The following is a 22,096-nucleotide window of genomic DNA, read 5'->3' as shown; positions in this document are numbered from 1 at the left end:
GGGTGTCGGTTGCTGCGCGATTACCCGCGAGGCTTCGCGGCCTCACGTTCCTCTACCCGCAGCCCCAGCTCTCCATCGGCCAAGCGCGCGCGCAGCGCGGTGCCCGTCTCGACACCTTGCGTCGAGCGCAGCACCTTGCCGGCCTCGTCGAACAGAATGGCGTAGCCGCGTTCCAGCGTGGCCAATGGGCTGACCGTATGCAGAGCGCGCGCGGCTTGCTGCAGGGTGAGGCGGTCGCGTTCCAGACGACGCTCGATGGCGTGGCGCAGGCGCTGGGTGAGTTCGCCGAGGCGATGGCGCAGCAGGGGTAACCGCTGCTGCGGGTGTTGCCCGAGCAAGCGGGACCGGGCGCGGTCGAGCTGCGACTGGCGGCGTTGCTGCTGTTCGCGCATTGCCCCGAGGAGGCGACGGTGGAGATGGACCAGCCGCTCGCGATCGCGTTGCAGCCGCGCCTGCGGCCGCTGCGCCTGCAATCGCGCCAGCAGATGGTCGACGCGTTGCGCGTTCCCCTGCATGCGTCGTTGCTGCAGGGTAGCCAGGCGCTGCTGCAGCTGCCGCAGGTGGCGATCGACCGCCACCGCGTCGGGCACCAGCAGTTCGGCGGCGGCCGAGGGCGTGGGCGCGCGCAGGTCGGCGACGAAGTCGGCGATGCTGAAATCGATCTCGTGGCCCACCGCGGAAACCACCGGCACCGCGCTGGCGTGGATCGCCCGTGCCACCGCTTCGTCGTTGAACGCCCACAGGTCTTCCAGCGAACCGCCGCCGCGGGTCAGCAGCAGCACGTCGTAGCGTGCGCTGGCCGATGCCTTGCGCAGCATCGCCACGATCGCCGGCGGCGCCTCGCGGCCCTGTACCGGCACCGGCAAGATCTCGACATCAGCCAATGGCCAGCGCCGTGACAGCACGCTCAGCACGTCGCGGATCGCCGCGCCGGTGGCCGAGGTGATCACGCCGATCCGGCGCGCGTAGCGGGGCAGGGCACGCTTGCGCGCCGGGTCGAACAGGCCTTCGGCGTCGAGCCGGGCCTTGAGCTGCTCGAACTCGCGCTGCAGCGCGCCTTCGCCGGCCGGCTCCATGTATTCGGCGACCAGTTGGAACTCGCCGCGCGGTTCGTACAGGCCGACCTTGGCGCGCAGCAGCACCTGCATGCCGTCGACCGGGCGAAAGCGCAGCACGGAGGCTTTCATCTTGAACATCGCGCAGCGCACCTGCGCGCCGCTGTCCTTCAAGGTGAAGTACAGGTGGCCCGAGGCCGGCTTCGCCACGTTGGACAGCTCGCCTTCGATCCACACCTGCGGCAGCGCGTCGCCCAGCAGGTCGCGAACCAGCCGGTTGAGCGAGCTGGGGGTCAGCACGTGGCGGGGGGCGGGGGTGTCGGGGACGGACATGGGGCGAAGAGCCTAGCATGCCGCTACGGTGAAGTCGTGAAAAAACATCCGCTTGGGAGGTGAATCAGAACAAATGTCTCATGTGTCGTGGCCGGCCTCGCGGGCGTCGGCTTCGCACGCCGTGCGCTGGCGGCGGCGCAGGCGCCAGCCGCGGATGCCCAGGTTCAGCGCGAACCAGGCGCACAGCACGGCGACCGGCCAGCCGATCCAGGCCGGCCACAGTGCCGCGATCACGCCCAGCACCAGGAGCGCCGCGGTGGCCAGGAACAACGGCCTGGCCGAGGTCGCACCGAGCACGCGGCGATGGCCAAGCGCGGCACCGACGCTGTTGGCCAGGCGCAACGCACCCGCCGCGGCACGCCCGGAGCTGCCGCCGCCATGGCGCACGCGCGGTCGCGCCTGGCTGGTGCGTACTTTCTCGGCATGGCCGCGGCGATGGTGCGGCGCCAGCACGATTTCGGTGGCGTTTTCCAGGTCGTGCTCGTACTGGGCGGCGAGCTTGCCGGCGAACGTGGCGTCCTCGATCGCCACGTCCAGCTCCTGGTTGCCCAGCCAGCTGGCTAGGTTGAGGTTGGACGAGCCCACCCGCGCCCATTGCCCGTCGGCCACCGCGGTCTTGGCGTGCAGCATCGAGCCGTTCCATTCGAACACGCGGATGCCGGCTTTCAGCAGTGGCCGGTAGCCCGCGCGGGACATGTTGGCCACGGCCGGGATGTCACTGCTGCCGGGTACCAGCAGGCGCACGTCGACGCCATCGCGGGCGGCCGCCACCAGTGCCTGCACATAGGGTGCGATGCCCACGAAATAGGCGTCGGTGAGCCACAGCGTGCGGGTGGCCAGCGAGGCGATCAGCTGGTCGAGCCGATACATGCCGGCGGTGGAGGGCTGGGTGGCGATCAGGCGCAGTGCGACGTCACCGGCGGGTGTGGTCGGCTCGACCGCGCTCGGGAATTCGCGCAGCGGCGTGCCGGTGGCGCTCCAGCTTTGAGCGAATGCCGCTTCCAGCTCGGTCACCACCGGGCCGCGCAAGGCGACGCCGGTATCGCGCCACGGCGGCACGTCGCGCGCGGGGTTGCCCAGCCATCTGGCGCTGATGCACACGCCGGAAAGGAAGCCGGTCACGCCATCGACCACCAGCGACTTGCGGTGGTCGCGGCTCAGCCAGCCGAAGGTCTGCCCCAGCTGCAGCGGGTTGTACACGCGCACTTCGCCACCGGCCGCGCGCAGCGGTGCCCAGAAGCCGCTGCGCGACTGGCCCAGGCAGCCGACCCAGTCGACCACTACGGCCACGAACACGCCGGCCTGCGCGCGCTCGACCAGCGCATCGCGGAATTCGCGGCCCACCACGTCGTCGCGCACCATGTAGTTTTCCAGCAGCACCCGCTGGCGCGCGCCGCGGATCGCTTCCAGCCACGCGGCATAGTTGGCTGCCGCATCGATCAGCAGGTCCACCGCGTTGCCGCTGAGCAACGGTGCCCCGGCAGCGCGGCTCAGCGCTTGCTGCGCCAGCAGGCGACTGGACGAGGACGACGACGGCGACAAGGGGTCGGGCATGCATCGAGTGTAGGCGATGGGGATGTCGATGCGCCGTGGCGGCGGCTTCTGGCATGATCGGAGGATGCCCGCCAAGCCGCGCTACAGCGACACCGACGCTTGCGCCCACGACCTCGCCGATGCGCTGGGGCCGGATCTGCGCATCGCCGCGCCGCTGGGCCTGGGCAAGCCGCACGGCCTGCTCAACGCGTTGTACCGACTCACCGCCGGCGACCCGACGCGTTCGATGCGCCTGTACACCGCGCTGTCGCTGACCCGGCCGCAGCCGAAGGCGGGGCTGCAGCGGCGCTTCCTGCAGCCGTTCCTCGATCGCCATTTCGGCGCCGACGCGGTCGACCCGCAGTACGCCCTGGACGAGGCGCGCGATGCCTTGCCGCCAAACGTCGTGGTGCACGAGTTCTACCTGCAGAGTGGCGCGCTGCTGCATTCGGGCAGTGCGCAGCGCAACTACATCAGCCAGAACTACACCCATGTGGCGCGCGACCTGGCGTTGCAGGACATCAACCTGCTGGTGCAGCTGGTCGCACGCCGCGAAACCGCCGAGGGTGTGCGCTACAGCCTCTCGTGCAACCCCGACCTGACCCTGGATTTCCTGCGCCAGTTGCAGCTGGCAGGCGCACGCCGGCCGCTGTGCGTGGCGGTGGTGCATCCCGACCTGCCGTGGCTGGGCGGTGATGCCGAGGTGCCGGCGGATTACTTCGACGTGGAGCTGCAGCCGGAATCCTCGCCGCGCCTGTTCGCGCTGCCGCGGTTGCCGATCGACCTGGCCGAATATGCGATCGGCCTGCACGCCAGCAGCCTGGTGCGCGACGGTGGCTGCCTGCAGATCGGCATCGGCGCGTTGTCCGACGCCCTGGTCAAGGCCTTGCTGCTGCGCCAGCAGCAGAACACCGCCTGGCGCTGCATGCTGGTGGCGCTGGACCCGGCCGGCAGCACCCATGCGCAGGCAGGCGCGCTCGGTGGCCTTGCACCATTGGGGACCGGCTTGTACGGTGCCAGCGAGATGGTGATGGACGGCTTCATGCACCTGCAGCGCGGCGGCATCCTGAAGCGGCGCAGCTGGGACAACCTTGCGCTGGAGCGCGCCTCGCTGTCCGGCCGGCTGAATCCGGGCACGCCCGGCGGCCATTACCTGCGCGGCGCATTCTTCCTCGGTTCGCGCGACCTGTACGAATGGCTGGCCGCCACCGAGGCGAGCGACCCGGACGCGATCGACATGTGCGCGGTGTCCAACGTCAACCAGCTGTACGGCGACCAACAGGCATTGGCCACGCTGCAGCGACGCGACGCGCGTTTCTTCAACACCTGCATGATGGCGACCCTGCTCGGTGCGGCGGTGTCCGATACGCTGGAGGACGGCGCGGTGGTCAGCGGCGTCGGCGGCCAGTACAACTTCGTGGCGATGGCGCACGAGCTGCCGGGCGCGCGCTCGGTGCTGCTGCTGCGCGCCACCCGCCGCCATCGCGGCGGCATCGAGAGCACGATCCGCTGGAGCTACGGCCAGACCACGATCCCGCGCCACCTGCGCGACATCGTGGTCACCGAATACGGGGTCGCCGACTTGCGCGGCAAGAGCGACAGCGAATGCATCGAGGCGATGCTGTCGATCTGCGATGCGCGCTTTCTGGACGCGCTGTGCGCGGAGGCGAAATCGCGCGGCAAGCTGGCGGCGGATTTCGCCATACCCGATGCCTGGCGCCGGCACCAGCCCGATGCACTGCACGAATCGCTGATGCCATTCCGGCGCAAGGGCCAACTGCCGGTGTTCCCCTTCGGCAGCGATTTCGACGAGGTCGAACAGCGCCTGTTGCCGGCGCTGGAATGGCTGCAATCGCGCAGCAGTCGCTGGCGCGGCCGCTGGCAAGTGCTGCGCGCGGCAATCCATCCCGGCGATGCCGTCGAAGGTGAAGACGCCGCCTTGGCCCGGATGGGTCTCGATGCGCCGAAGGGCTTGCCCGATCGCCTGCAGCGACGCCTGCTGCAAGCCGCGCTGCGCCGGCGATCGTAGGGCGGCACCGCCCCCCCCGGCTCTTGTCGTCGCTGTCGCGCAGGGATGGCGGGCACTGCCGGCCCTGCGCCCGGACGCCCCGCCACTGGTAGGAGCCCGCTCGCGGGCGATGCTCTCGTGCCGGGATTCGGGATATGCAAAAGCCAGGAGCATCGCCCGCGAGCGGGCTCCTACGGCAGCGTGGACGGGTCCTCGGGCTCTTCGGCCGGCGCGGGCTGATCGTCCATCAGCGGCAGCACGCCGGGGCTGTCGAGGTCGTCGAATTGCTGGTGGTTCACGGCCCAGAAAAAAAGCGCCACGGCCACGCCGATCACCACCAGGGTGACAGGGATCAGCACCAGCAGGACGTTCATGCCGCCGCCTCGGCGGTGCGGTCGGCGCGGCCGGGGTTGGCGTCGTGCGCGTGTTCGCGGCCGACGCGCATGGCGTTGAGCACCACCATCAGCGAGCTCAGCGACATGCCGATGGCGGCCAGCCACGGCGACACCAGGCCGAACGCCGCGAACGGCACGGCGAACAGGTTGTAGCCCAGCGCCCAGCGGCGGCTTTGCGCGATCACCTGCCGCATCTGCACGGCGATCGCGTGCGCGTGCAGCAGGCCTTGCAGGCGGCCGTCGAGCAGCAGCAGGTCGGCCTGGGCCTGGGCCAGGTCGGTGCCGCTGGACAGCGCAGCGGAGACGTCGGCGGCCGCCAGCAGCGGGGCGTCGTTGCTGCCGTCGCCCACGGCGAGCACGCGGTGGCCGTCGGCCTGCAGGGATTGCAGCAGGGCCAGCTTGTCGGCCGGCAGCTGCCGCGCATGCCAGTCGTCGATGCCGAGCCGGGTGGCCAGCGCGGCGACGCGATCGGCGCTGTCGCCGCTGGCCATGCACACGTCGATGCCGTCCTCGCGCAGCCGTGCCAGCGTGGCGGCGGCATCCTCGCGCGGGCGTTCCTGGAAGCCGAAGCGGGCCAGCGCGCCGTGCTGGTCGGCCAGCACCATGGCCGCGCTGGCCAGCCGCGGATCGTAATGCGCGTCGCCCAGCGCGTAGCGGGCGCGGCCCAATCGAAGCGCGCGGTCGCCGACGTGGCCTTCGATACCTGCGGCCAGGTGCACGCGCACGTCCTGTGCCGCCGGTGTGACGCCGCGCGGGCGCGCCGCGGCGCTCAGCGCGCGGGCCAGCGGATGCGAGCTGGCGCGGGCCAGCGCCAGGGCCCAGGCCAACACCTGCTCGCGGCTGTCGCCGCGCAGCGGTTCGACCGCCTCGTCATCCAGGTGCGGCGTGGAGAGTGTGCCGGTCTTGTCGAACAGGGCACGGTCGACGCCGGCAAGTGCGAGCAGGGCGCTGCCGTCGGTGACCAGCACGTGGCGGCGGGCAAGCCGGCCCAGCGCCCGGGTCAGCGTCACCGGCACGGTCAGCGCGAAGGCGCAGGGGCAAGCCACCACCAGCACGGCGATGGCCGCGTCGAACGCGCGTGAGGGGTCGACCAGCAGCCAGCCCAGCGCGGTCACCACGGTAAGCACCAGCACCCGGCGCACGAAGCGGGTGACTTCGCGATCGCTGCCGGCGATTCGCGTGCGGGCCTGGCGCGCGCGCGCGGCCAGCGCGCCGAGCCGCGCCACGCTGGTCTGCGCGCCGCCATGTTCCACGCGCAGCTGCGCCGGCCCGGTCAGCAGCACGCTGCCGGCCACCAGACGCTCGCCGCGCTGGCGCCGTTGCGGGCGCGATTCGCCGGAGAGCAGCGCTTCGTCCACCTCGACCACGGCGCTTTCCAGCACGCCATCGGCCGGCACGGTGCCCCCGTCGTCGATGTGCACGCAGTCGCCGCTGGCGAGGGTCATCGCGGGCACGGTTTCCAGTTCGCCATCGGCACGGCGGCGCTGCGCCAGCAGCGGCGTGGCATCCAGCAAGGCATCGCCGCCGGCGTCGCCGCGATGGCGCGAGCGCAGTTCGATGTAGCGCCCGACCAGGAGCAGGAACACGAACATGCTGACCGAATCGAAATACACCTCGCCGCTGCCGCGCAGCGTGTTGATCACGCTGGCCGCAAACACCAGCGCGATCGCCAGCGCCACCGGCAGGTTGATGCCGAGGCGGCGGCCGCGCAGTTCCTCTGCGGCGCCGCGGAAGAACGACTGCGCCGAATAGGCCACCAGCGGGATGGTGGTCAGCAGGCCAAGCCAGCGGAACAGGTTGCGCGTGCTGAAATCGACGAAGTCGACCACGCCGAGGTAGATCACCAAGGCGTAGCTCATCACCTGCATCGCGCACATGCCGGCCACCAGCATGCGCTTCAGCGCATCGTGCATCTCGGCGGCGCGGACGTCTTCCACTTCGTCCAGGCGCAGCGGGCGCGCCTGACAGCCGGCGGCGGCGAAGTTCTCCAGCAGGGTAGGCAGGGTGGTGCGCCGGGTGTCCCAGACCACCCGCATGCGCCGCGCGGCGCGGTCGACGCTGACCCGGCGCACGCCGGCAAGCGCGTTGATGCGCTGCTCCAGCCAGAGCAGCCGGCGGGGATCGTCCAGCGCCTCGACGCGCAGGGCGATCTCGCTCAAGCCGTCGCGTCGCTCGCGCAGCACCTGGGCGGCGAGCCGGGGATCGGCCCATGTCGCCGCGCTGTTCATGGTTTGCGCGGGGGAGGGGCGGTGGATGGCGGTGGCGCGCTGTGCGAGGCGACCGGCACCCCGAATACCGCGTGCGAGCTGGTGGTCAGCGGCGTGTCGGCGTAGCGGACGCTGACCACGATGAGCCATGCGCAGCCGGCCAGCGAGGCGGCGAAGATGAATGCTCCGAGCCACAGCACCGGCTGGCGATACCAGGCCGATGCCGTGCGGACGCCGATGTCATGGCTGGTCTTCATCGACCGGGTGCGACAGGTGGTAGACGTAGGCGGCGATGACGTGGATCTGGTCTTCGCTCAGCCGCGTGCTCCACGACGGCATGTGGCCCTGGCGACCGTTGCCGATGGTCTGCTCGATATCGGCCGGGGTGCCGCCGTACAGCCAGACGTGGTCGGTGAGGTTCGGCGCACCCAGCGCCGGGTTGCCCTTGCCCTCGGCGCCGTGGCAGGCGGCGCAGGTGGAGAACAACGGCTTGGCGGCTGCCGCCTTGGCCGCGTCGTGCGGGGCGCCGGACAGGCTCAGCACGTACTGGGCGAGGTTTTTCACGTTGTCCGCGCCCAGGCTCGCCCATGGCGGCATCACGCCGCTGCGACCGTCGTGGATCGAGGTGGTGATGTCCTTGCCGGTGCCGCCGTACAGCCAGTCGCCGTCGGTGAGGTTGGGTGCGCCGACCAGGATGTTGCCCTTGCCGCTGCGCTGGTGGCAGGCGGCGCAGTTGTCCTCGAACAGCACCTTGCCCATCTGCTGCGCCTGCGGGTCGCCGGCCAGCTGCTCCACCGTGTACAGGCGGAAGCGGTCCAGCAGCGGGTCCAGCCTGGCCTCGTTGGCAGCCACTTCACGCGCCAGCTGGCCGTGCGAGGTCCAACCCAGCGCACCCTTGTGGTTGCCGAAGCCGGGGAACAGGAACAGGTAGATGAACGCCGCGGCGAACATCGAGCCGGAGAACACGATCCACCACGTGGGCAGGTTCTTGAGGCCTTCCAGGATGGTGCCGTGCGCCCACACGTGTCCGGTGGTGCCATCGGGGCGGGTCGGGATCTTGGCCCGCGGCGCCCACAGGAACAGCCCGAAGGTGATGCCCAGGTTGAGCACCACCAGGAACATGACCCACAACGACCAGCCGGTGCTCATGGGCGATCCTCCTTGGCATCGACATCGCTGTCGGATTGTTCGTCTTGTTCGAGCGGCAGGCGTGCCATGCGGTCGAACGTGGCCTGGTGGCGCTTGCGCCAGGCCCAGATCCAGATACCGATGAAGGTCACCAGCATCAGGATGATGAATACCCCTGCAACGTGGCCCCAGACCGGGCTCATCGGCGTCATGGCGTGGCTCCCGCGACGCCGTCGGTGGTCGCCGGCTTGGCTGCCGACGGGGCCGGCTCATTGGCGATGCCCAGGCCCTGCAGGTAGGCGATCAGCGCGTCCATCTCGGTCTTGCCCTTGACGGCCTCGGGCGCGGCGGCGATCTGCGCGTCGGTATACGGGTCGCCCAGCTTGCGCAGCGTGCGCATGCGTGCCTGCACGTCCTCGGCACTGATCGTGTTGTGCGCCAGCCACGGATAGCCGGGCATGTTCGACTGCGGCACCACCTGGCGCGGGTCCATCAGGTGCAGGCGCTGCCATGCATCGGAATACTTGCCGCCCACCCGCGCCAGGTCCGGGCCGGTGCGCTTGGAGCCCCACTGGAACGGACGGTCGTAGACCGACTCGGCCGCGGTGGAGAAGTGGCCGTAGCGCTCGGTCTCGAAACGCAGCGCGCGGATCATCTGCGAGTGGCACAGGTAGCAGCCTTCGCGCACGTAGACGTCCTTGCCGATCAGGCGCAGCGGCTCGTACGGATGCACGCCCGGCGGCGCCTTCACCGAGTGCGCCTCCATGAACAGCGGGGTGATCTCCGCCAGTCCGCCCAGCGAGACCATGATCGCGATGCCGATGCCGAGCAGGCCGGCGTGCTTCTCGATCGCTTCGAAATGTTTGTAGGCCATGTTGATCTCTTCCTCAGCCGGCACTTGCCGGCAGGGGAGCGGGCACCTGGTGGGGCGCCGGCTCGGGAATCGGCACCGGGATCGGCTTGATCAGGCGCGCGCGGGCATCGGCGGCGGTGTGCCACAGATTCCACGCCATCACCCACATGCCGGACAGGATGAACACGCCGCCGGCCCAGCGGATCAGGTACATCGGCTTGATCGCGAGCAGGCTGTCGAGGAAGCCGTAGGTCAGCGCGCCGTCCGGGTTGGTGGCGCGCCACATCAGGCCCTCGGTGACGCCGGCGGTCCACATCGAGCCCACGTACAGCAGGGTGCCGATGATGTGCAGCCAGAAGTGCAGCTCCATGCCCTGGCGCGAGTGCATCTCCGGCCGGCCCAGCGCACGCGGCGCCATCGCGTAGAGCGAACCGATGGTGATCATCGCCACCCAGCCCAGCGAGCCGGAGTGCACGTGGGCGATGGTCCAGTCGGTGTAGTGCGACAGCGAGTTCACCGTCTTGATCGCCATCATCGAGCCTTCGAAGGTGGAGGCGCCGTAGAACACCAGCGACAGCACCATGAACTTGGCCGCCGGATCGGTGCGCAGGCGATGCCACACGCCGTTGAAGGTGAGCAGGCCGTTCGCCGCCGAGCCCAGGCTCGGCATCAGCAGCACCAGCGAGAACGCCATGCCCACCGACTGCACCCAGTCGGGCAGGGCGGTATACATCAGGTGGTGCGCGCCGGCCCACATGTAGACCGAGATCAGCGCCCAGAAATTGACGATCGAGAAGCGGTAGCTCCACAGCGGCTGCTTGGCCTGCCGCGGCACGAAGTAATACATCATGCCGAGGAAGCCGGCGGTGAGGAAGAACGCCACCGCGTTGTGGCCGTACCACCACTGCACCATCGCATCGACCACGCCGGAGTAGATCGAGTACGACTTGGTCAGCGAGACCGGGATGGCCAGGTTGTTGACGATGTGCAGCAGGCCCACCGCGATGATGAAGGCGCCGTAGTACCAGTTCGCCACGTAGATGTGCTTGATCCGCCGGCGCGCCAGCGAGCCGAAGAACACCACGCCGAAGCTCACCCAGACCACCGCGATCAGGATGTCGATGAACCATTCAGGCTCGGCGTATTCCTTGCTCTGGGTCAGCCCCAGCGGCATCGTGGTCATCGCCAGCACGCAGACCAGTTGCCAGCCCCAGAAGGTGAATGCGGCGAGCTTCCTGAAAGCCAGCCGCGCGTGGCCGGTGCGCTGCACCACGTAATAGCAGGTGCCCATCAGCGCCGAGCCGCCGAACGCGAAGATCACGCCGAAGGTGTGGTCGGGCCGGATGCGGCTGAAGGTCAGCCACGGCACGTTGAAATTGAGCACCGGCCACATCAGTTCGGCGGCGGCATAGACGCCGACGGACATGCCGATGATGCCCCATACGGCGGCCGCGAGCAGGAACTGGCGGACGACCTTGTCGTTGTAGTATTCGGTGTTCGGCATCGGCTTTTCCGGCTGGACAGCGGGGCATTTTGGCGGCAAGCATGCGGCGAAGTGCTGACCTCGATCAAGCAACTGCGGCATTCCGTCCACGTCATCGCGGCGGAGGCCGGCGCTACCGGTCGGGCGAGTATCCTTGGCATCTTCAGTCGCGGCCTGCCGCGACCAGACATTCCGGTTGAATCCATGAGTGAGATCGTTTCGCAACAACCCCGTCCGGCGGCGCCCGCGCCGCGCCGCGCCAGCGTGGGCGTGCAGGTCGGCAAGGTCAAGGTAGGCGGCGGCGCCCCGATCGTGGTGCAGTCGATGACCAATACCGACACCGAGGACCCGGCCAGCACCGCGAAACAGATCGCCGAGCTGGCCCGTGCCGGCTCCGAGCTGGTGCGCATCACGGTGAACACGCCGGCCGCCGCGGCCGCGGTACCGCGCATCGCCGAGCGGCTGGCGATGATGGGCGTGGACGTGCCCATCATCGGCGACTTCCACTACAACGGCCACCAGTTGCTGGAGCGCGAACCGGCCTGCGCCGAGGTGCTGGCGAAGTACCGCATCAACCCCGGCAACGTCGGTTTCGGCAAGAAGCACGAAAGCCAGTTCGCCTCGATCATCGAGAAGGCGCTGCGCTACGGCAAGCCGGTGCGCATCGGCGCCAACTGGGGTTCGCTGGACCAGTCCATGGTGGCCGCGCTGATGGACGAGAACGCGCGGCGCGCCGAGCCGTGGGATGCCGCGCACGTGGCGCGCGAAGCCTTGATCCGTTCCGCCCTGGATTCGGCTGCGCGTGCCGAGGAGCTCGGCCTGCCGCGCGAGCGCATCATCCTTTCATGCAAGGTTTCCGGCGTGCAGGAGCTGATCGCCGTGTACCGCGACATCGCCGCGCGCGGCGACTACGCGCTGCACCTGGGCCTGACCGAGGCCGGCATGGGTTCGAAGGGCATCACCGCCTCGGCCGCTGCGCTGGCGGTGCTGCTGCAGGAGGGCATCGGCGACACCATCCGCATCTCGCTCACGCCCGAACCCGGTGCCTCGCGCACCGGCGAGGTGATCGTGGCGCAGGAGCTGCTGCAGACGATGGGTCTGCGCTCGTTCACGCCGCTGGTCACCGCCTGCCCGGGTTGCGGGCGCACCACCAGCGAGTTCTTCCAGGAACTGGCCAAGACCGTGCAGGAACACGTGCGCGAGCAGATGCCGCTGTGGCGGGTGAAATACGACGGCGTGGAGAACCTCACCCTGGCGGTGATGGGCTGCATCGTCAACGGGCCGGGCGAATCCAAGCACGCCAACATCGGCATCTCGTTGCCGGGCAACGGCGAGGCGCCGGCCGCGCCGGTGTTCATCGACGGCGAGAAGGCGATGACGCTGCGCGGCGACAACATCGCCAACGAGTTCGTCGACATCCTCGACGACTACGTGGCGCGCAAGTACGCCACGCGCGCTAGCTGAAAGTCGTGCCGGGCTGCCACAGCCGCGGGCCGAGATCGGTCCAGCTGCCGACCCGCCCAGGTTGCGCGGCCAGCGTGCCGGCCTGCGCCAGGTAGTCCGCGCGCGCCATCTCGAACGCACCCAGGCTCAGCGTGTGGGCGTTGGCTACCTGCGCATCGAGCAGCGGGCAGCCCTGTTCGTGCAGCAGCCGCGCCAGCGCGATCAGTGCCACCCGCGAACCACCGCTCTCGGCGCTGAACATCGACTCGCCGCAAAACAGCTTGCCGACAGACAGGCCGTAGACGCCGCCGACCAGGCGCTCGCCGTCCCAGGTCTCCACGCTGTGCGCGTAACCGAGCTGGTGCAGGTGGAGGTAGGCGTCGATCATGGCCGGTACGATCCAACTGCCCGAGCTGTTGTCGCGCGGCGCCGCGCAACCGCGGATCACCGCCTCGAACGCCCGGTCGATCGTCACCCGCCAGCGCTTGCCGGCGAGCTGGCGACGCAGGCTGCGGTTCGGCCGCAACGCGTCGGTGCGAAACACGCAGCGCGGGTCCGGCGACCACCACAGGATCGGTTCGCCTTCGCCGAACCAGGGGAAGATGCCTTGCCGGTAGGCGGCCAGCAGCCGGCCTGGCGACAGGTCGCCGCCGAAGGCAAGCAGGCCGTTCGGTTCGGCCAGTGCGCGGGAGGGATCGGGAAAGCGCTCCGGCGCGTCGGCATCGAGCAGGGGCAGGCGGATCATGGCGCAGCCTCGTCGTGCTGCGCGTACGGGCTGTGTTGCCGCAATTCTTCCGCGTAGGCATCCACCGCCGGTGCCTCGCGCGCCAGCGCGCTGGCCACCGCCGCGCGGAAGCCCGGGTGGGCGAGCCAGTGGCGCGACTGCGTGCGCGCGGGCAGGAAGCCGCGTGCCAGCTTGTGCTCGCCCTGCGCCCCGGGCTCGAAGCGGTGCAGCCGCTGCGCAATGGCGTACTCGATGCCGCGGTAATAGCAGAGTTCGAAATGCAGCCCGGGCACGTCGACCATGCTGCCCCAGTAACGACCGTAGAGCACGCCGCCGCCCTGCACGAACAACGCCATCGCCACGATCTCGCCGCCCGCGCGGGCCAGCGCGAGCTGTGCCAGCGGACCGAGTTCGCCGAGCTGCCGGAAGAAGGCGACGGTCAGCACCGCGTGGTTGCCCTTGTCGTCGAAGGTGGCTTCGTACAGCGCGTGCACGCGATTCCACTCGTGCTCGTCGAGCGTGTCGCCGCTGCGCCATTCGACCGCCAACCCGCTGGCGGCGACCTGGGTGCGTTCGCGCAGGATGTTCTTGCGCTTCTTGTGCGTCAGCGCGGCGAGGAAATCCGGGAAGTGGCGGTAGCCGCGGTTGTGCCAGTGGAACTGCACGTCCGAGCGGGCCAGCCAGTCGTCGCCGAAGGCCGGCGCCTCCGTGGCCAGCAGGAAGTTCGCGTGCACCGAGGACAGCCCCAGCCGCTTCGCCTCGGCGCGCATCGCCTCGACCAGCGCCTGCCGCAGCGCGGGCGTGTCAGCCAGCAGGCGCGGGCCGGGCACCGGCGAGTAGGGCACGCCGCAGAGCAGCTTCGGGTAGTACTCGCCGCCGGCGCGCTCCCACGCGCTGGCCCAGCTCCAGTCGAACACGAACTCGCCGTGCGAGTTGCCTTTCAGGTACAGCGGCGCGGCGGCCACCAGGCGATCGTGGTCGTACAGGCCCAGGTGGTATGCCTGCCAGCCCCAGTCGGGACGGATGCAGCCGGTGTCTTCCAGCGCATGCAGGAACGCGTGCGACACGAACGGATTCGCCCCGCCGCGCAAATCGTCCCACGCCGCGGCAGGCAGTTCGGCGATCGCGTCGTGGAAGCGGATGTGCATGACTCGGCACGTGCCATAGGAGCCCGCTTGCGGGCGATGCTTCTGTTTTTTTCAATCCCGGCCAGAAGCATCGCCCGCGAGCGGGCTCCTGCGGGCAGGTCAGCCCGCCGGCGTCTGCTGGTCGAGCCAGCGTTCGGCGTCCAGCGCGGCCATGCAGCCGAAGCCGGCGGAGGTGATCGCCTGGCGATAGACGTGGTCGGCGACGTCGCCGGCGGCAAACACGCCGGGGATCGAGGTCATCGTGGCCATGCCGTTCTGGCCGCTGTGGATGCGGATGTAGCCGTCGTGCATGTCCAGCTGGCCGGCAAAGATGCCGGTGTTCGGGGTGTGGCCGATCGCCACGAAGAAGCCGGTGGCCGCGATGTCGCGGGTGGCGCCGGAGTTGACGTCCTTCACGCGCACGCCGGTGACGCCGGTGTCGTCGCCGAGCACCTCGTCGATGGTGTGGTTCCAGACCAGCTCGATCTTGCCCGCGGCCTCCTTCTCGAACAGCTTGTCCTGCATGATCTTCTCCGCGCGCAGCTTGTCGCGGCGGTGCACCAGGTAGACCTTGCGGCCGATGTTGGCCAGGTACAGCGCTTCCTCCACCGCGGTGTTGCCGCCGCCGATCACCACCACGTCCTGGTCGCGGAAGAAGAAGCCGTCGCAGGTCGCGCAGGCCGACACGCCCTTGCCCTTGAACTTCTCCTCGCTGGCGATGCCCAGATACTTCGCGGTGGCGCCGGTGCTGATGATCAGCGCATCGGCGGTGTACTCGCCGGAGTCGCCGACCAGCCGGAACGGGCGCTGCTTGAGGTCGGCGGTGTGGATGTGGTCGAAGATCATCTCGGTGTGGAAGCGCTCGGCGTGCTCGGCCATGCGCTGCATCAGCGCCGGACCCTGCAGCCCCTCGACGTCGCCCGGCCAGTTGTCCACGTCGGTGGTGGTCATCAGCTGGCCGCCCTGCTGCAGGCCGGTGATCATGGTCGGCTTGAGATTGGCGCGGGCGGCGTACACCGCGGCGGTGTAGCCGGCAGGACCGGAGCCGAGGATCAGCAGGCGGCTGTGCTTGGGGGTGGGCATGGCAGGTATAATCCTTGGGTTTGCTGGTGGCTTGAGCGGCTATTCGCTCCAGCTGCAGCCGGGGTTTCACCGAAACCGGGCCTGCAGGTGGCAACAACGAATGCGACCCCCGGAGAATGGGGAATCCGCGTGGCTGATTCAAGTCGCCGGCAGATCAACGACACCACCGCGGCAGTTGCGCGATGGACTTTCCACGTGTTCCCACAGGATTCTTTTGCCATGCGTATCGGTATCCCCTCCGAAACCAAGACCCTCGAAGGTCGTGTCGCCCTTGTTCCCGCCGCTGCTGCCGACCTGGTGCGTCGCGGCCATGAGGTGTTCATCCAGGCCGGGGCCGGCCTGAAGAGCGGTTTTTCGGACGAGGCGTACGTCAACGCCGGCATCAAGATCGTGGCCGATGCCGCCGCGCTGTACGAGGCGGGCGAACTGATCGTCAAGGTGAAGGAGCCGATCGCCGGCGACCTGGCCCTGCTGAAGAAGCACCACCTGCTGTTTTGCTATCTGCACCTGGCGGCGGAGCCGGCGCTGACCCGCAGCCTGCTCGACATCGGCCTGACCGGCGTGGCGTTCGAGTCGGTGGAAGATCACGGCGGCCTGCCGCTGCTGCACCCGATGTCGGTGATCGCCGGGCGCATCGCCACCCAGTGCGGCACCACGCTGCTGCATCGTCCGCAGGGCGGCAAGGGCAAGCTGCTCGGCGGCATGGCCTCGACCCCGCGCGGCAAGGTGGTGGTGCTCGGTGCCGGCGCGGCCGGCGGCAATGCCGCGGCGCTGGCGGCGCAGGCCGGCGCCAACGTGGTGGTGTTCGACAAGCGCCAGGATCGCCTGGCCGAGATGATGGCGCTGGGCCCGAACGTCACCGCGCTGTACGCCTATGAATCCTCGGTGGCCGAGGAGGTGCGCGACGCCGACCTGGTCGTCGGCGCCGTGCTGATCCCCAGCGCCAAGGCGCCGCACGTGGTGACCGAGGCGATGGTCAAGTCGATGGAGCCGGGCAGCGTGCTGGTGGACATCGCGATCGACCAGGGCGGCTGCTTCGAGACCTCCCGGCCGACCACCTGGGAGCACCCCACCTACGACGTGCACGGCGTTACCCACTTCTGCGTCACCAACATGCCCGGCGCGGTGCCGCAGACCTCGTCGGTGGCGATCTCCGCGGCGATCCTGCCGTACGTGCAGCGCCTGGCCGGCGGCAACGCGTGGCGCGAGTTCGAGCCGCTCAAGGTCGGCATCAACATCGACGGCGGCAAGCTGGTACATCCGGCGCTGCAAGGTATGCTCTGACCCTGGTCACGAAGAAAGGGGCACCCCGGGTGGCGCGCGGCGCGAACGCAAGGCAACAACCCAAGGCAGGCCTCAGCGATGAGTTGAAACGCCGGCTGCGCGAAGCCGGCGCCCTGCTGCTGCTGCCGCTGGCGGTGTACCTCCTGGTATGCCTGTTCAGCTACGACCCGCATGACCCCAGCTGGACCAATGCCGGCCAGCTGGAGCATGCGCGCAACTTCGGCGGCACCGTCGGTGCCTACGTGGCCGATCTGCTGCGCTGGATCTTCGGCCTGGTGGCGTACTGCTTCCCGTTGCTGCTGTTGCTGCTCGGCGTGCAGGTGTTGCGCCAGCGCGGACAGCAACCGCAGCATCCGTGGGAACCGGCATTGCGGCTGGTCGGCTTCGTGTTCTTCTTCATCACCGGGCCGGCGCTGCTGTATCTGAACTTCGCGCAGGAGCCGGTGCAGCCGCAGGGCGTGGGCGGCATCATCGGCGTGTGGGTGGGCCATGCGGTGCTGTCGGCGTTCGGGTCCACCGGCGCGCCGTTGCTGCTGCTGGCGCTGTTCCTGATTGCGGTGACGCTGGCCACCGGGCTGTCCTGGTTCGGCGTGATGGACTGGACCGGCCAGGCCGTGCTGCAGCTGGCCGGCTGGCTGCGCGGCAAGCTGCGCGAGGCACCGCAACTGCTGGCCGCGCGCCAGGCGCGCAGCGAGCGCGAGGTGATCAAGAAGGCCGACGCGGTGAAGCAGGCCCGGCGCGAACCGGTGCGCATCGAGGCGGCGCCCGCGCCGGTGACCAAGAGCGAGCGCGCGCGGCTGGAGACGCAGATCCCGCTGTTCGCCGGCGCCGCCGCGCCGGGTGAACTGCCGCCGCTGTCGCTGCTCGACGAGGCGCCGGAGCAGGGGCCTGGCTATACCGAGGAAACGCTGGAAGTCCTCTCGCGCCAGGTCGAATTCAAGCTGAAGGATTTCAAGATCGACGTGAAGGTGGTCGGCGCCTATCCGGGGCCGGTGATCACCCGTTTCGAGATGGAGCCGGCGCCCGGCGTGCGCGGTTCGCAGGTGTCGAGCCTGGACAAGGACATCGCCCGCGGCCTGTCGGTGGTGAGCGTGCGCGTGGTCGACGTGATCCCCGGCAAGAACGTGATCGGGCTGGAGATCCCCAATACGCGCAAGCAGATCGTCTACCTGTCCGAGATCCTGCGTTCGGACAAGTACGACCAGGCGCGCTCGCCGCTGGCGCTGGCGCTGGGCAAGGACATCGGCGGCAAGCCGGTGGTGGTGGACCTGGCCAAGATGCCGCACCTGCTGGTGGCCGGCACCACCGGTTCGGGCAAGTCGGTGGCGGTCAACGCGATGGTGCTGAGCCTGCTGTACAAGGCCAGCCCGAAAGACGTGCGCATGATCATGATCGACCCGAAGATGCTGGAACTCTCGGTGTACGAGGGCATCCCGCACCTGCTGGCGCCGGTGGTCACCGACATGAAGGAGGCCGCCAACGCGCTGCGCTGGTGCGTGGCCGAGATGGAGCGCCGCTACAAGCTGATGGCCGCCGTGGGCGTGCGCAACCTGTCCGGTTTCAACAAGAAGGTGCGCGACGCCGAGAACGCCGGCCAGCCTTTGCTCGATCCGCTGTTCCGGCCCAACCCGGACATGCCGGGCCTGGCGGCCGACCCGCTGGAGCCGCTGCCGAACATCGTGGTGTTCATCGACGAATTCGCCGACATGATGATGATCGTCGGCAAGAAGGTCGAGGAGCTGATCGCGCGCCTGGCGCAGAAGGCGCGTGCCGCCGGCGTGCACCTGATCCTGGCCACCCAGCGCCCGTCGGTGGACGTGATCACCGGCCTCATCAAGGCCAACATTCCCACCCGCATCGCGTTCCAGGTATCGAGCAAGATTGACTCGCGCACGATTCTCGACCAGTCCGGCGCGGAAGCGCTGCTGGGCCACGGCGACATGCTCTACCTGCCGCCGGGCACCGCCACGCCCGAGCGCGTGCACGGCGCCTTCGTCGACGACCACGAGGTGCACGGCGTGGTCGCCTGGCTGAAGTCGCAGGGCGGGCCCGACTACATCGAAGGCGTGCTGGAGGAAGTGCAGGCCACCGGCGACGGCAAGTTCATCAACGACTCCGGCCTGCCGCAGGACGGCGAGGAAGGCGGCGACGCCGACACCCAGCTCTACGACAAGGCCGTGGCGGTGGTCACGCAGACGCGCCGCGCCTCGATCTCGGGCGTGCAAAGGCATCTGCGCATCGGCTACAACCGCGCCGCGCGACTGGTCGAGCAGATGGAGGCCGACGGCGTGGTCAGCGCGCCGCAGCACAACGGCAACCGCGAGGTGCTGGCGCCGCCGCCGCCCAAGGATTGATCCGGTATCCCGCTGCCGGCGCAAAACCGGCATGATGCGCTCCTGCCGCGCGCGCCGGGTCCGTGGATCGGACGCGCGACGGCCTTCATGATTGCTCTTGGACGCGTACGTCGGTCATGGTGTCGAACTTGCCGCAACACGATGGGAACGATGCCGCGTGGGCGTCGCTGGCCGGCGACGTCCATCGCCTGGTTCAGCAAAACCGCGCGCAGGACGCGCTGGCGATCGTCGAGCGATTCCTCGGCTCGACGCCGGATTGCCGGGTCGTCGAGCCGCTGCGGTTGCGCGCGCAGCTGTTGCTGTCGCTGGGGCGTCCGCGGCAGGCCGTGCCGGCGTTCGAAGTCGCGATGGCCGCCGCGCCCGGGGATGGGCGCATGCTGCTGGGGCTTGCCGTGGCGCACGGCGAAAGCGGCCAGCCCGAGGCAGCCGAGGCGGTGGCGCGCGGCGCACTCGCGCAGTCGCTCGACCATCCGCACGTGCATTACGTGCTGGCTCGCGCCCTGTTCGAACAGGATCGGTTCGTCGAGGCCGAAGCGGAGCTTCGTCAGGTCGTGGCGACAGCGCCGCAGCACCTTGCGGCGCATACCACGCTGGCCGAACTGGTGTGGATGCGCAGCGGCGACATGGATGCGGTGGCCATCGCGCTCGATGCGGGCAGCGACGCCCGCTCGCGCGTCGAGCTGCGCATGATCAAGGCCCGGCTGTGGCGTCAGACCGGCGCGGCCGAACGAGCGTACGCCGAGCTTGCGCCGCTGCTCGAAGCGCACCCGCAGCACGCCGCGCTGCACGTACTGGCGGCGGAATGCGCGCTGCAACTGGACCCGCCCCGGGCGCTGGCGCTCATCACCCACGCGCTGCAACTGGAGCCGCGCAGCCGGGAGGCGCACCGCTTGCACGGCGACATCCTGCTCGCGGCCGGGCTGCCGGAAGCGGCGGCCAGCCTGGCCGGGCGACTGCTGGCGCTGGACCGCAACGACGTGTCCGCCTTCGCGCTGCAGGCCGCGGCGTGGCATGCGCTGGGCGATCCGCGCTATCCGGCGTTGTACGACTACCCGCGGCTGGTGCACTCCTGTCGCATCGACGTGCCACCGGGCTGGGCCAGTCTCGACCATTATCTGCACGACCTCGCGGCCAGCCTGCACGCACGGCACGACCCGTTGCAGGCGCACCCGCCCACGCAGTCGGCGCGCACCGGCACGCAGGTCGAGTTGCGGCCCGGCAGCCCCTCGGCGGATCGGGCGGTGCGGGCGTTTCCGACGGCGGTCGATGGCGCCATCCGCCGCTACATGGAGACGGTGATGGCCACGGGTGCCGACGCCTTTTCGCGGCGTGGCACCGGCCGCTATCGTTTCAGCGGCATGTGGTCGGTGCGGCTGAAGTCACAGGGGCACCATGCGAGCCATTTCCACGGCAAGGGCTGGATATCCTCGGCCTGTCACATCGAGGTGCCGGCGTCGCTGTCCGATGACGACCGCGGCGGATGGTTGAAGTTCGGCCACGAACTGCCGTCCGGATCGCCCCCCGGGCACTGCGTCAAGCCGGTGTCGGGCGTGCTTACCCTGTTCCCTTCGTGGATGTGGCATGGCACGGTGCCATTCGTGGCCGCTCCCGGCGACTACCGCCTGTCGGTCGCCTTCGACGTGGTTCCCGATTGACGCGGAAGCCTTTGATTAAGCCAGTGGATGACACACTTGTCTTTACCCATTCGGAAATGGCCATGACCCGCAATCGCATCATTCTCTGCATCGTCGCCCTGTCTGCCCTGGGCGTGGCTGGCCTCGCGCAGGCGGCCACCGGCCCGGCGCGGGCGCGGCTGGATGCATTCGCCACCGGCCTGCATTCGCTGACCGGGCATTTCAGCCAGACGCTGACCAACGTCAACGGCCAGGGCAGCAAGACCAGTGCCGGCACGCTGGCCCTGGAGGCGCCGCGGGAGTTCCGCTGGGACACCACCACGCCGTACAAGCAGACCATCGTCGCCGACGGCGGCCGGGTCTGGATGTACGACCCGGAGCTGGAGCAGGTCACCGTGCGCAGGCAGAGCACCGAGGAGGCGCACAGTCCCTTGACCGTGCTGACGGACCTCAAGCAGCTGGACAAGGAGTTCAACGCCAGCGAACGCGGCGAAAAGGACGGGCTCGCCTGGTTGCGGCTGACCTCCACCAGCAAGGACGCGCAGTTCGCCTGGGTCGACCTCGGCTTCGACGCGAACGGCCTGGCCCGGATGACCTTCCGCGACCAGCTCGGCGCGACCACCGAGATCCGCTTCTCGCAGTGGCAGCGCAACCCGGTGCTGCCGCCGGGCACGTTCAACTTCGTGCCGCCGGAGGGAGCCGACGTGATCGGCGACGTGCCGCAGATCAGCATCCAGCCGATCCGGGACTGAGCCGGCGATGGCCGTACTGCGGCAGTTGCCGCGCTGGGCGTGGATCGGTGGCGGCGTGCTGGCGTTCATCGCCGGCATCGTCAACGCGGCCGGTTACCTGGGCTTTCGCCACCAGGCAATCACCAACCTGACCGGATCGACCACCTTGCTCGGTGCATCGCTGGGCCTGGCGGACGGGCCCGAAGCGGTGCATTGGGGCCTGTCGGTGGCGGCGTTCGTGTTCGGTGCGCTGCTCAGCGGATTGATCGTGCAGCAGCAGACGCTGAAACTCGGCCGCCGCTACGGCGTGGCGCTGGTGCTGGAGTCGCTGCTGCTGTTTGCGGCAGTGCCGCTGCTGCATGCCAATGATTTGGGCGGCATCTACCTGGCCTCGATCGGCATCGGTTTGCAGAACGGCATGGCCAGCACGTACAGCGGCATGGTGTTCCGCACCACCCACGTCTCCGGCATGTTTACCGACCTGGGAATCTACATCGGCCAGCGGATGCGCGGCCTGCCGGTGGATGCGCTGCGCGTGGGCGTGTGCCTGCTGGTGGTGACCTGTTTCACCCTGGGCGGCACGGCCGGCGCACTGTTGTTCCGCTCCATGGGCGAACGCGCGCTGCTGGTGCCGGCCGCGCTGACCGGCCTGTGCGGCATGGGCTACGGCATCTACCGGCAATACACCTTGAGTCGGGGCACCGCGGGCGCCGATTGAGCG

Annotated in this window: 19 protein-coding genes; 7 read left to right on the top strand and 12 right to left on the bottom strand. The window is 69.4% G+C overall.

What is annotated here, in order from left to right; translation table 11 throughout:
- Nucleotides 1-20: 20 nt before the first annotated feature.
- Nucleotides 21-1,388: an exodeoxyribonuclease VII large subunit gene (gene xseA, locus ACVCMB_RS03790; protein ID WP_447106180.1), complete on the bottom strand. Its 1,368-nt coding sequence runs from the start codon at nucleotides 1,386-1,388 to the stop codon at nucleotides 21-23.
- A gap of 78 nt (nucleotides 1,389-1,466) precedes the next feature.
- The gene (locus ACVCMB_RS03785) at nucleotides 1,467-2,942 is read right to left on the bottom strand and encodes a phospholipase D-like domain-containing protein (protein ID WP_447106179.1); all 1,476 of its coding nucleotides are present in this window, start codon (nucleotides 2,940-2,942) and stop codon (nucleotides 1,467-1,469) included.
- Nucleotides 2,943-3,006: 64 nt separating this feature from the next.
- Between ACVCMB_RS03785 and ACVCMB_RS03780 the strand changes: the two genes are divergently transcribed.
- Complete coding sequence (locus tag ACVCMB_RS03780; protein WP_395118754.1) at nucleotides 3,007-4,950, top strand: acetyl-CoA hydrolase/transferase C-terminal domain-containing protein; 1,944 nt, start codon at nucleotides 3,007-3,009, stop codon at nucleotides 4,948-4,950.
- A gap of 170 nt (nucleotides 4,951-5,120) precedes the next feature.
- Here the strand turns inward: ACVCMB_RS03780 and ccoS are convergent, their stop codons facing one another.
- The 7 genes from ccoS to ccoN are packed head-to-tail and all read right to left on the bottom strand — an operon-like array spanning nucleotide 5,121 to nucleotide 11,016.
- Nucleotides 5,121-5,303 (bottom strand): cbb3-type cytochrome oxidase assembly protein CcoS, encoded by a 183-nt coding sequence (ccoS, locus tag ACVCMB_RS03775; protein WP_447106178.1) that lies wholly within the window; start codon nucleotides 5,301-5,303, stop codon nucleotides 5,121-5,123.
- Nucleotides 5,300-7,552 carry a heavy metal translocating P-type ATPase gene (locus ACVCMB_RS03770; RefSeq protein WP_447106177.1) on the bottom strand — a complete coding sequence of 751 codons (2,253 nt, stop codon included), beginning with the start codon at nucleotides 7,550-7,552 and terminating at the stop codon, nucleotides 5,300-5,302. The genes ccoS and ACVCMB_RS03770 overlap by 4 nt, the downstream gene beginning before the upstream one ends.
- Entirely contained in the window at nucleotides 7,549-7,788 is a 240-nt protein-coding gene (locus tag ACVCMB_RS03765; protein WP_447106176.1) for a hypothetical protein, read from the bottom strand. The genes ACVCMB_RS03770 and ACVCMB_RS03765 overlap by 4 nt, the downstream gene beginning before the upstream one ends.
- The gene (gene ccoP, locus ACVCMB_RS03760) at nucleotides 7,772-8,680 is read right to left on the bottom strand and encodes a cytochrome-c oxidase, cbb3-type subunit III (protein ID WP_447106175.1); all 909 of its coding nucleotides are present in this window, start codon (nucleotides 8,678-8,680) and stop codon (nucleotides 7,772-7,774) included. The genes ACVCMB_RS03765 and ccoP overlap by 17 nt, the downstream gene beginning before the upstream one ends.
- Nucleotides 8,677-8,871: a cbb3-type cytochrome oxidase subunit 3 gene (locus ACVCMB_RS03755; protein WP_395118744.1), complete on the bottom strand. Its 195-nt coding sequence runs from the start codon at nucleotides 8,869-8,871 to the stop codon at nucleotides 8,677-8,679. The genes ccoP and ACVCMB_RS03755 overlap by 4 nt, the downstream gene beginning before the upstream one ends.
- Nucleotides 8,868-9,533: a cytochrome-c oxidase, cbb3-type subunit II gene (ccoO, locus tag ACVCMB_RS03750; RefSeq protein ID WP_395118742.1), complete on the bottom strand. Its 666-nt coding sequence runs from the start codon at nucleotides 9,531-9,533 to the stop codon at nucleotides 8,868-8,870. The genes ACVCMB_RS03755 and ccoO overlap by 4 nt, the downstream gene beginning before the upstream one ends.
- A gap of 13 nt (nucleotides 9,534-9,546) precedes the next feature.
- Nucleotides 9,547-11,016: a cytochrome-c oxidase, cbb3-type subunit I gene (gene ccoN / locus ACVCMB_RS03745; protein ID WP_395118740.1), complete on the bottom strand. Its 1,470-nt coding sequence runs from the start codon at nucleotides 11,014-11,016 to the stop codon at nucleotides 9,547-9,549.
- Between the two features lie 183 nt (nucleotides 11,017-11,199).
- Between ccoN and ispG the strand changes: the two genes are divergently transcribed.
- Nucleotides 11,200-12,459: a flavodoxin-dependent (E)-4-hydroxy-3-methylbut-2-enyl-diphosphate synthase gene (gene ispG / locus ACVCMB_RS03740; RefSeq protein ID WP_395118738.1), complete on the top strand. Its 1,260-nt coding sequence runs from the start codon at nucleotides 11,200-11,202 to the stop codon at nucleotides 12,457-12,459.
- Here ispG and aat read toward each other — a convergent pair.
- From aat to trxB, 3 genes are all read right to left on the bottom strand, one after another.
- Nucleotides 12,452-13,183: a leucyl/phenylalanyl-tRNA--protein transferase gene (aat, locus tag ACVCMB_RS03735; protein WP_447106174.1), complete on the bottom strand. Its 732-nt coding sequence runs from the start codon at nucleotides 13,181-13,183 to the stop codon at nucleotides 12,452-12,454. The genes ispG and aat overlap by 8 nt on opposite strands.
- Complete coding sequence (locus ACVCMB_RS03730; protein WP_447106173.1) at nucleotides 13,180-14,310, bottom strand: GNAT family N-acetyltransferase; 1,131 nt, start codon at nucleotides 14,308-14,310, stop codon at nucleotides 13,180-13,182. Before ACVCMB_RS03730 ends, aat begins: the two co-directional genes overlap by 4 nt.
- 99 nt (nucleotides 14,311-14,409) lie before the next feature.
- The gene (gene trxB / locus ACVCMB_RS03725) at nucleotides 14,410-15,372 is read right to left on the bottom strand and encodes a thioredoxin-disulfide reductase (RefSeq protein ID WP_395118732.1); all 963 of its coding nucleotides are present in this window, start codon (nucleotides 15,370-15,372) and stop codon (nucleotides 14,410-14,412) included.
- 219 nt (nucleotides 15,373-15,591) lie between these two features.
- Here trxB and ald point away from each other — a divergent pair, with 219 nt between their 5' ends.
- The 5 genes from ald (at nucleotide 15,592) to ACVCMB_RS03700 (ending at nucleotide 22,093) form a co-directional block, all read left to right on the top strand.
- Complete coding sequence (gene ald / locus ACVCMB_RS03720) at nucleotides 15,592-16,656, top strand: alanine dehydrogenase (protein ID WP_447098794.1); 1,065 nt, start codon at nucleotides 15,592-15,594, stop codon at nucleotides 16,654-16,656.
- A 29-nt stretch (nucleotides 16,657-16,685) separates the two neighbouring features.
- Complete coding sequence (locus ACVCMB_RS03715; RefSeq protein ID WP_447106172.1) at nucleotides 16,686-19,010, top strand: DNA translocase FtsK; 2,325 nt, start codon at nucleotides 16,686-16,688, stop codon at nucleotides 19,008-19,010.
- 128 nt (nucleotides 19,011-19,138) lie between these two features.
- A complete protein-coding gene (locus ACVCMB_RS03710) occupies nucleotides 19,139-20,665 on the top strand; it encodes a tetratricopeptide repeat protein (RefSeq protein WP_447110586.1) in 1,527 nt (508 codons plus the stop codon).
- A 62-nt stretch (nucleotides 20,666-20,727) separates the two neighbouring features.
- Nucleotides 20,728-21,396 carry an outer membrane lipoprotein chaperone LolA gene (lolA, locus tag ACVCMB_RS03705; RefSeq protein ID WP_447106170.1) on the top strand — a complete coding sequence of 223 codons (669 nt, stop codon included), beginning with the start codon at nucleotides 20,728-20,730 and terminating at the stop codon, nucleotides 21,394-21,396.
- 7 nt (nucleotides 21,397-21,403) lie between these two features.
- Nucleotides 21,404-22,093 carry a YoaK family protein gene (locus ACVCMB_RS03700; RefSeq protein WP_447106169.1) on the top strand — a complete coding sequence of 230 codons (690 nt, stop codon included), beginning with the start codon at nucleotides 21,404-21,406 and terminating at the stop codon, nucleotides 22,091-22,093.
- The last annotated feature ends 3 nt before the right edge of the window (nucleotides 22,094-22,096 follow it).

This window comes from Rhodanobacter sp. UC4443_H10, assembly GCF_052978325.1.
The sequence above is the reverse complement of the archived record's forward strand: the minus strand, read 5'-3'. Positions and strand labels throughout refer to the sequence as shown.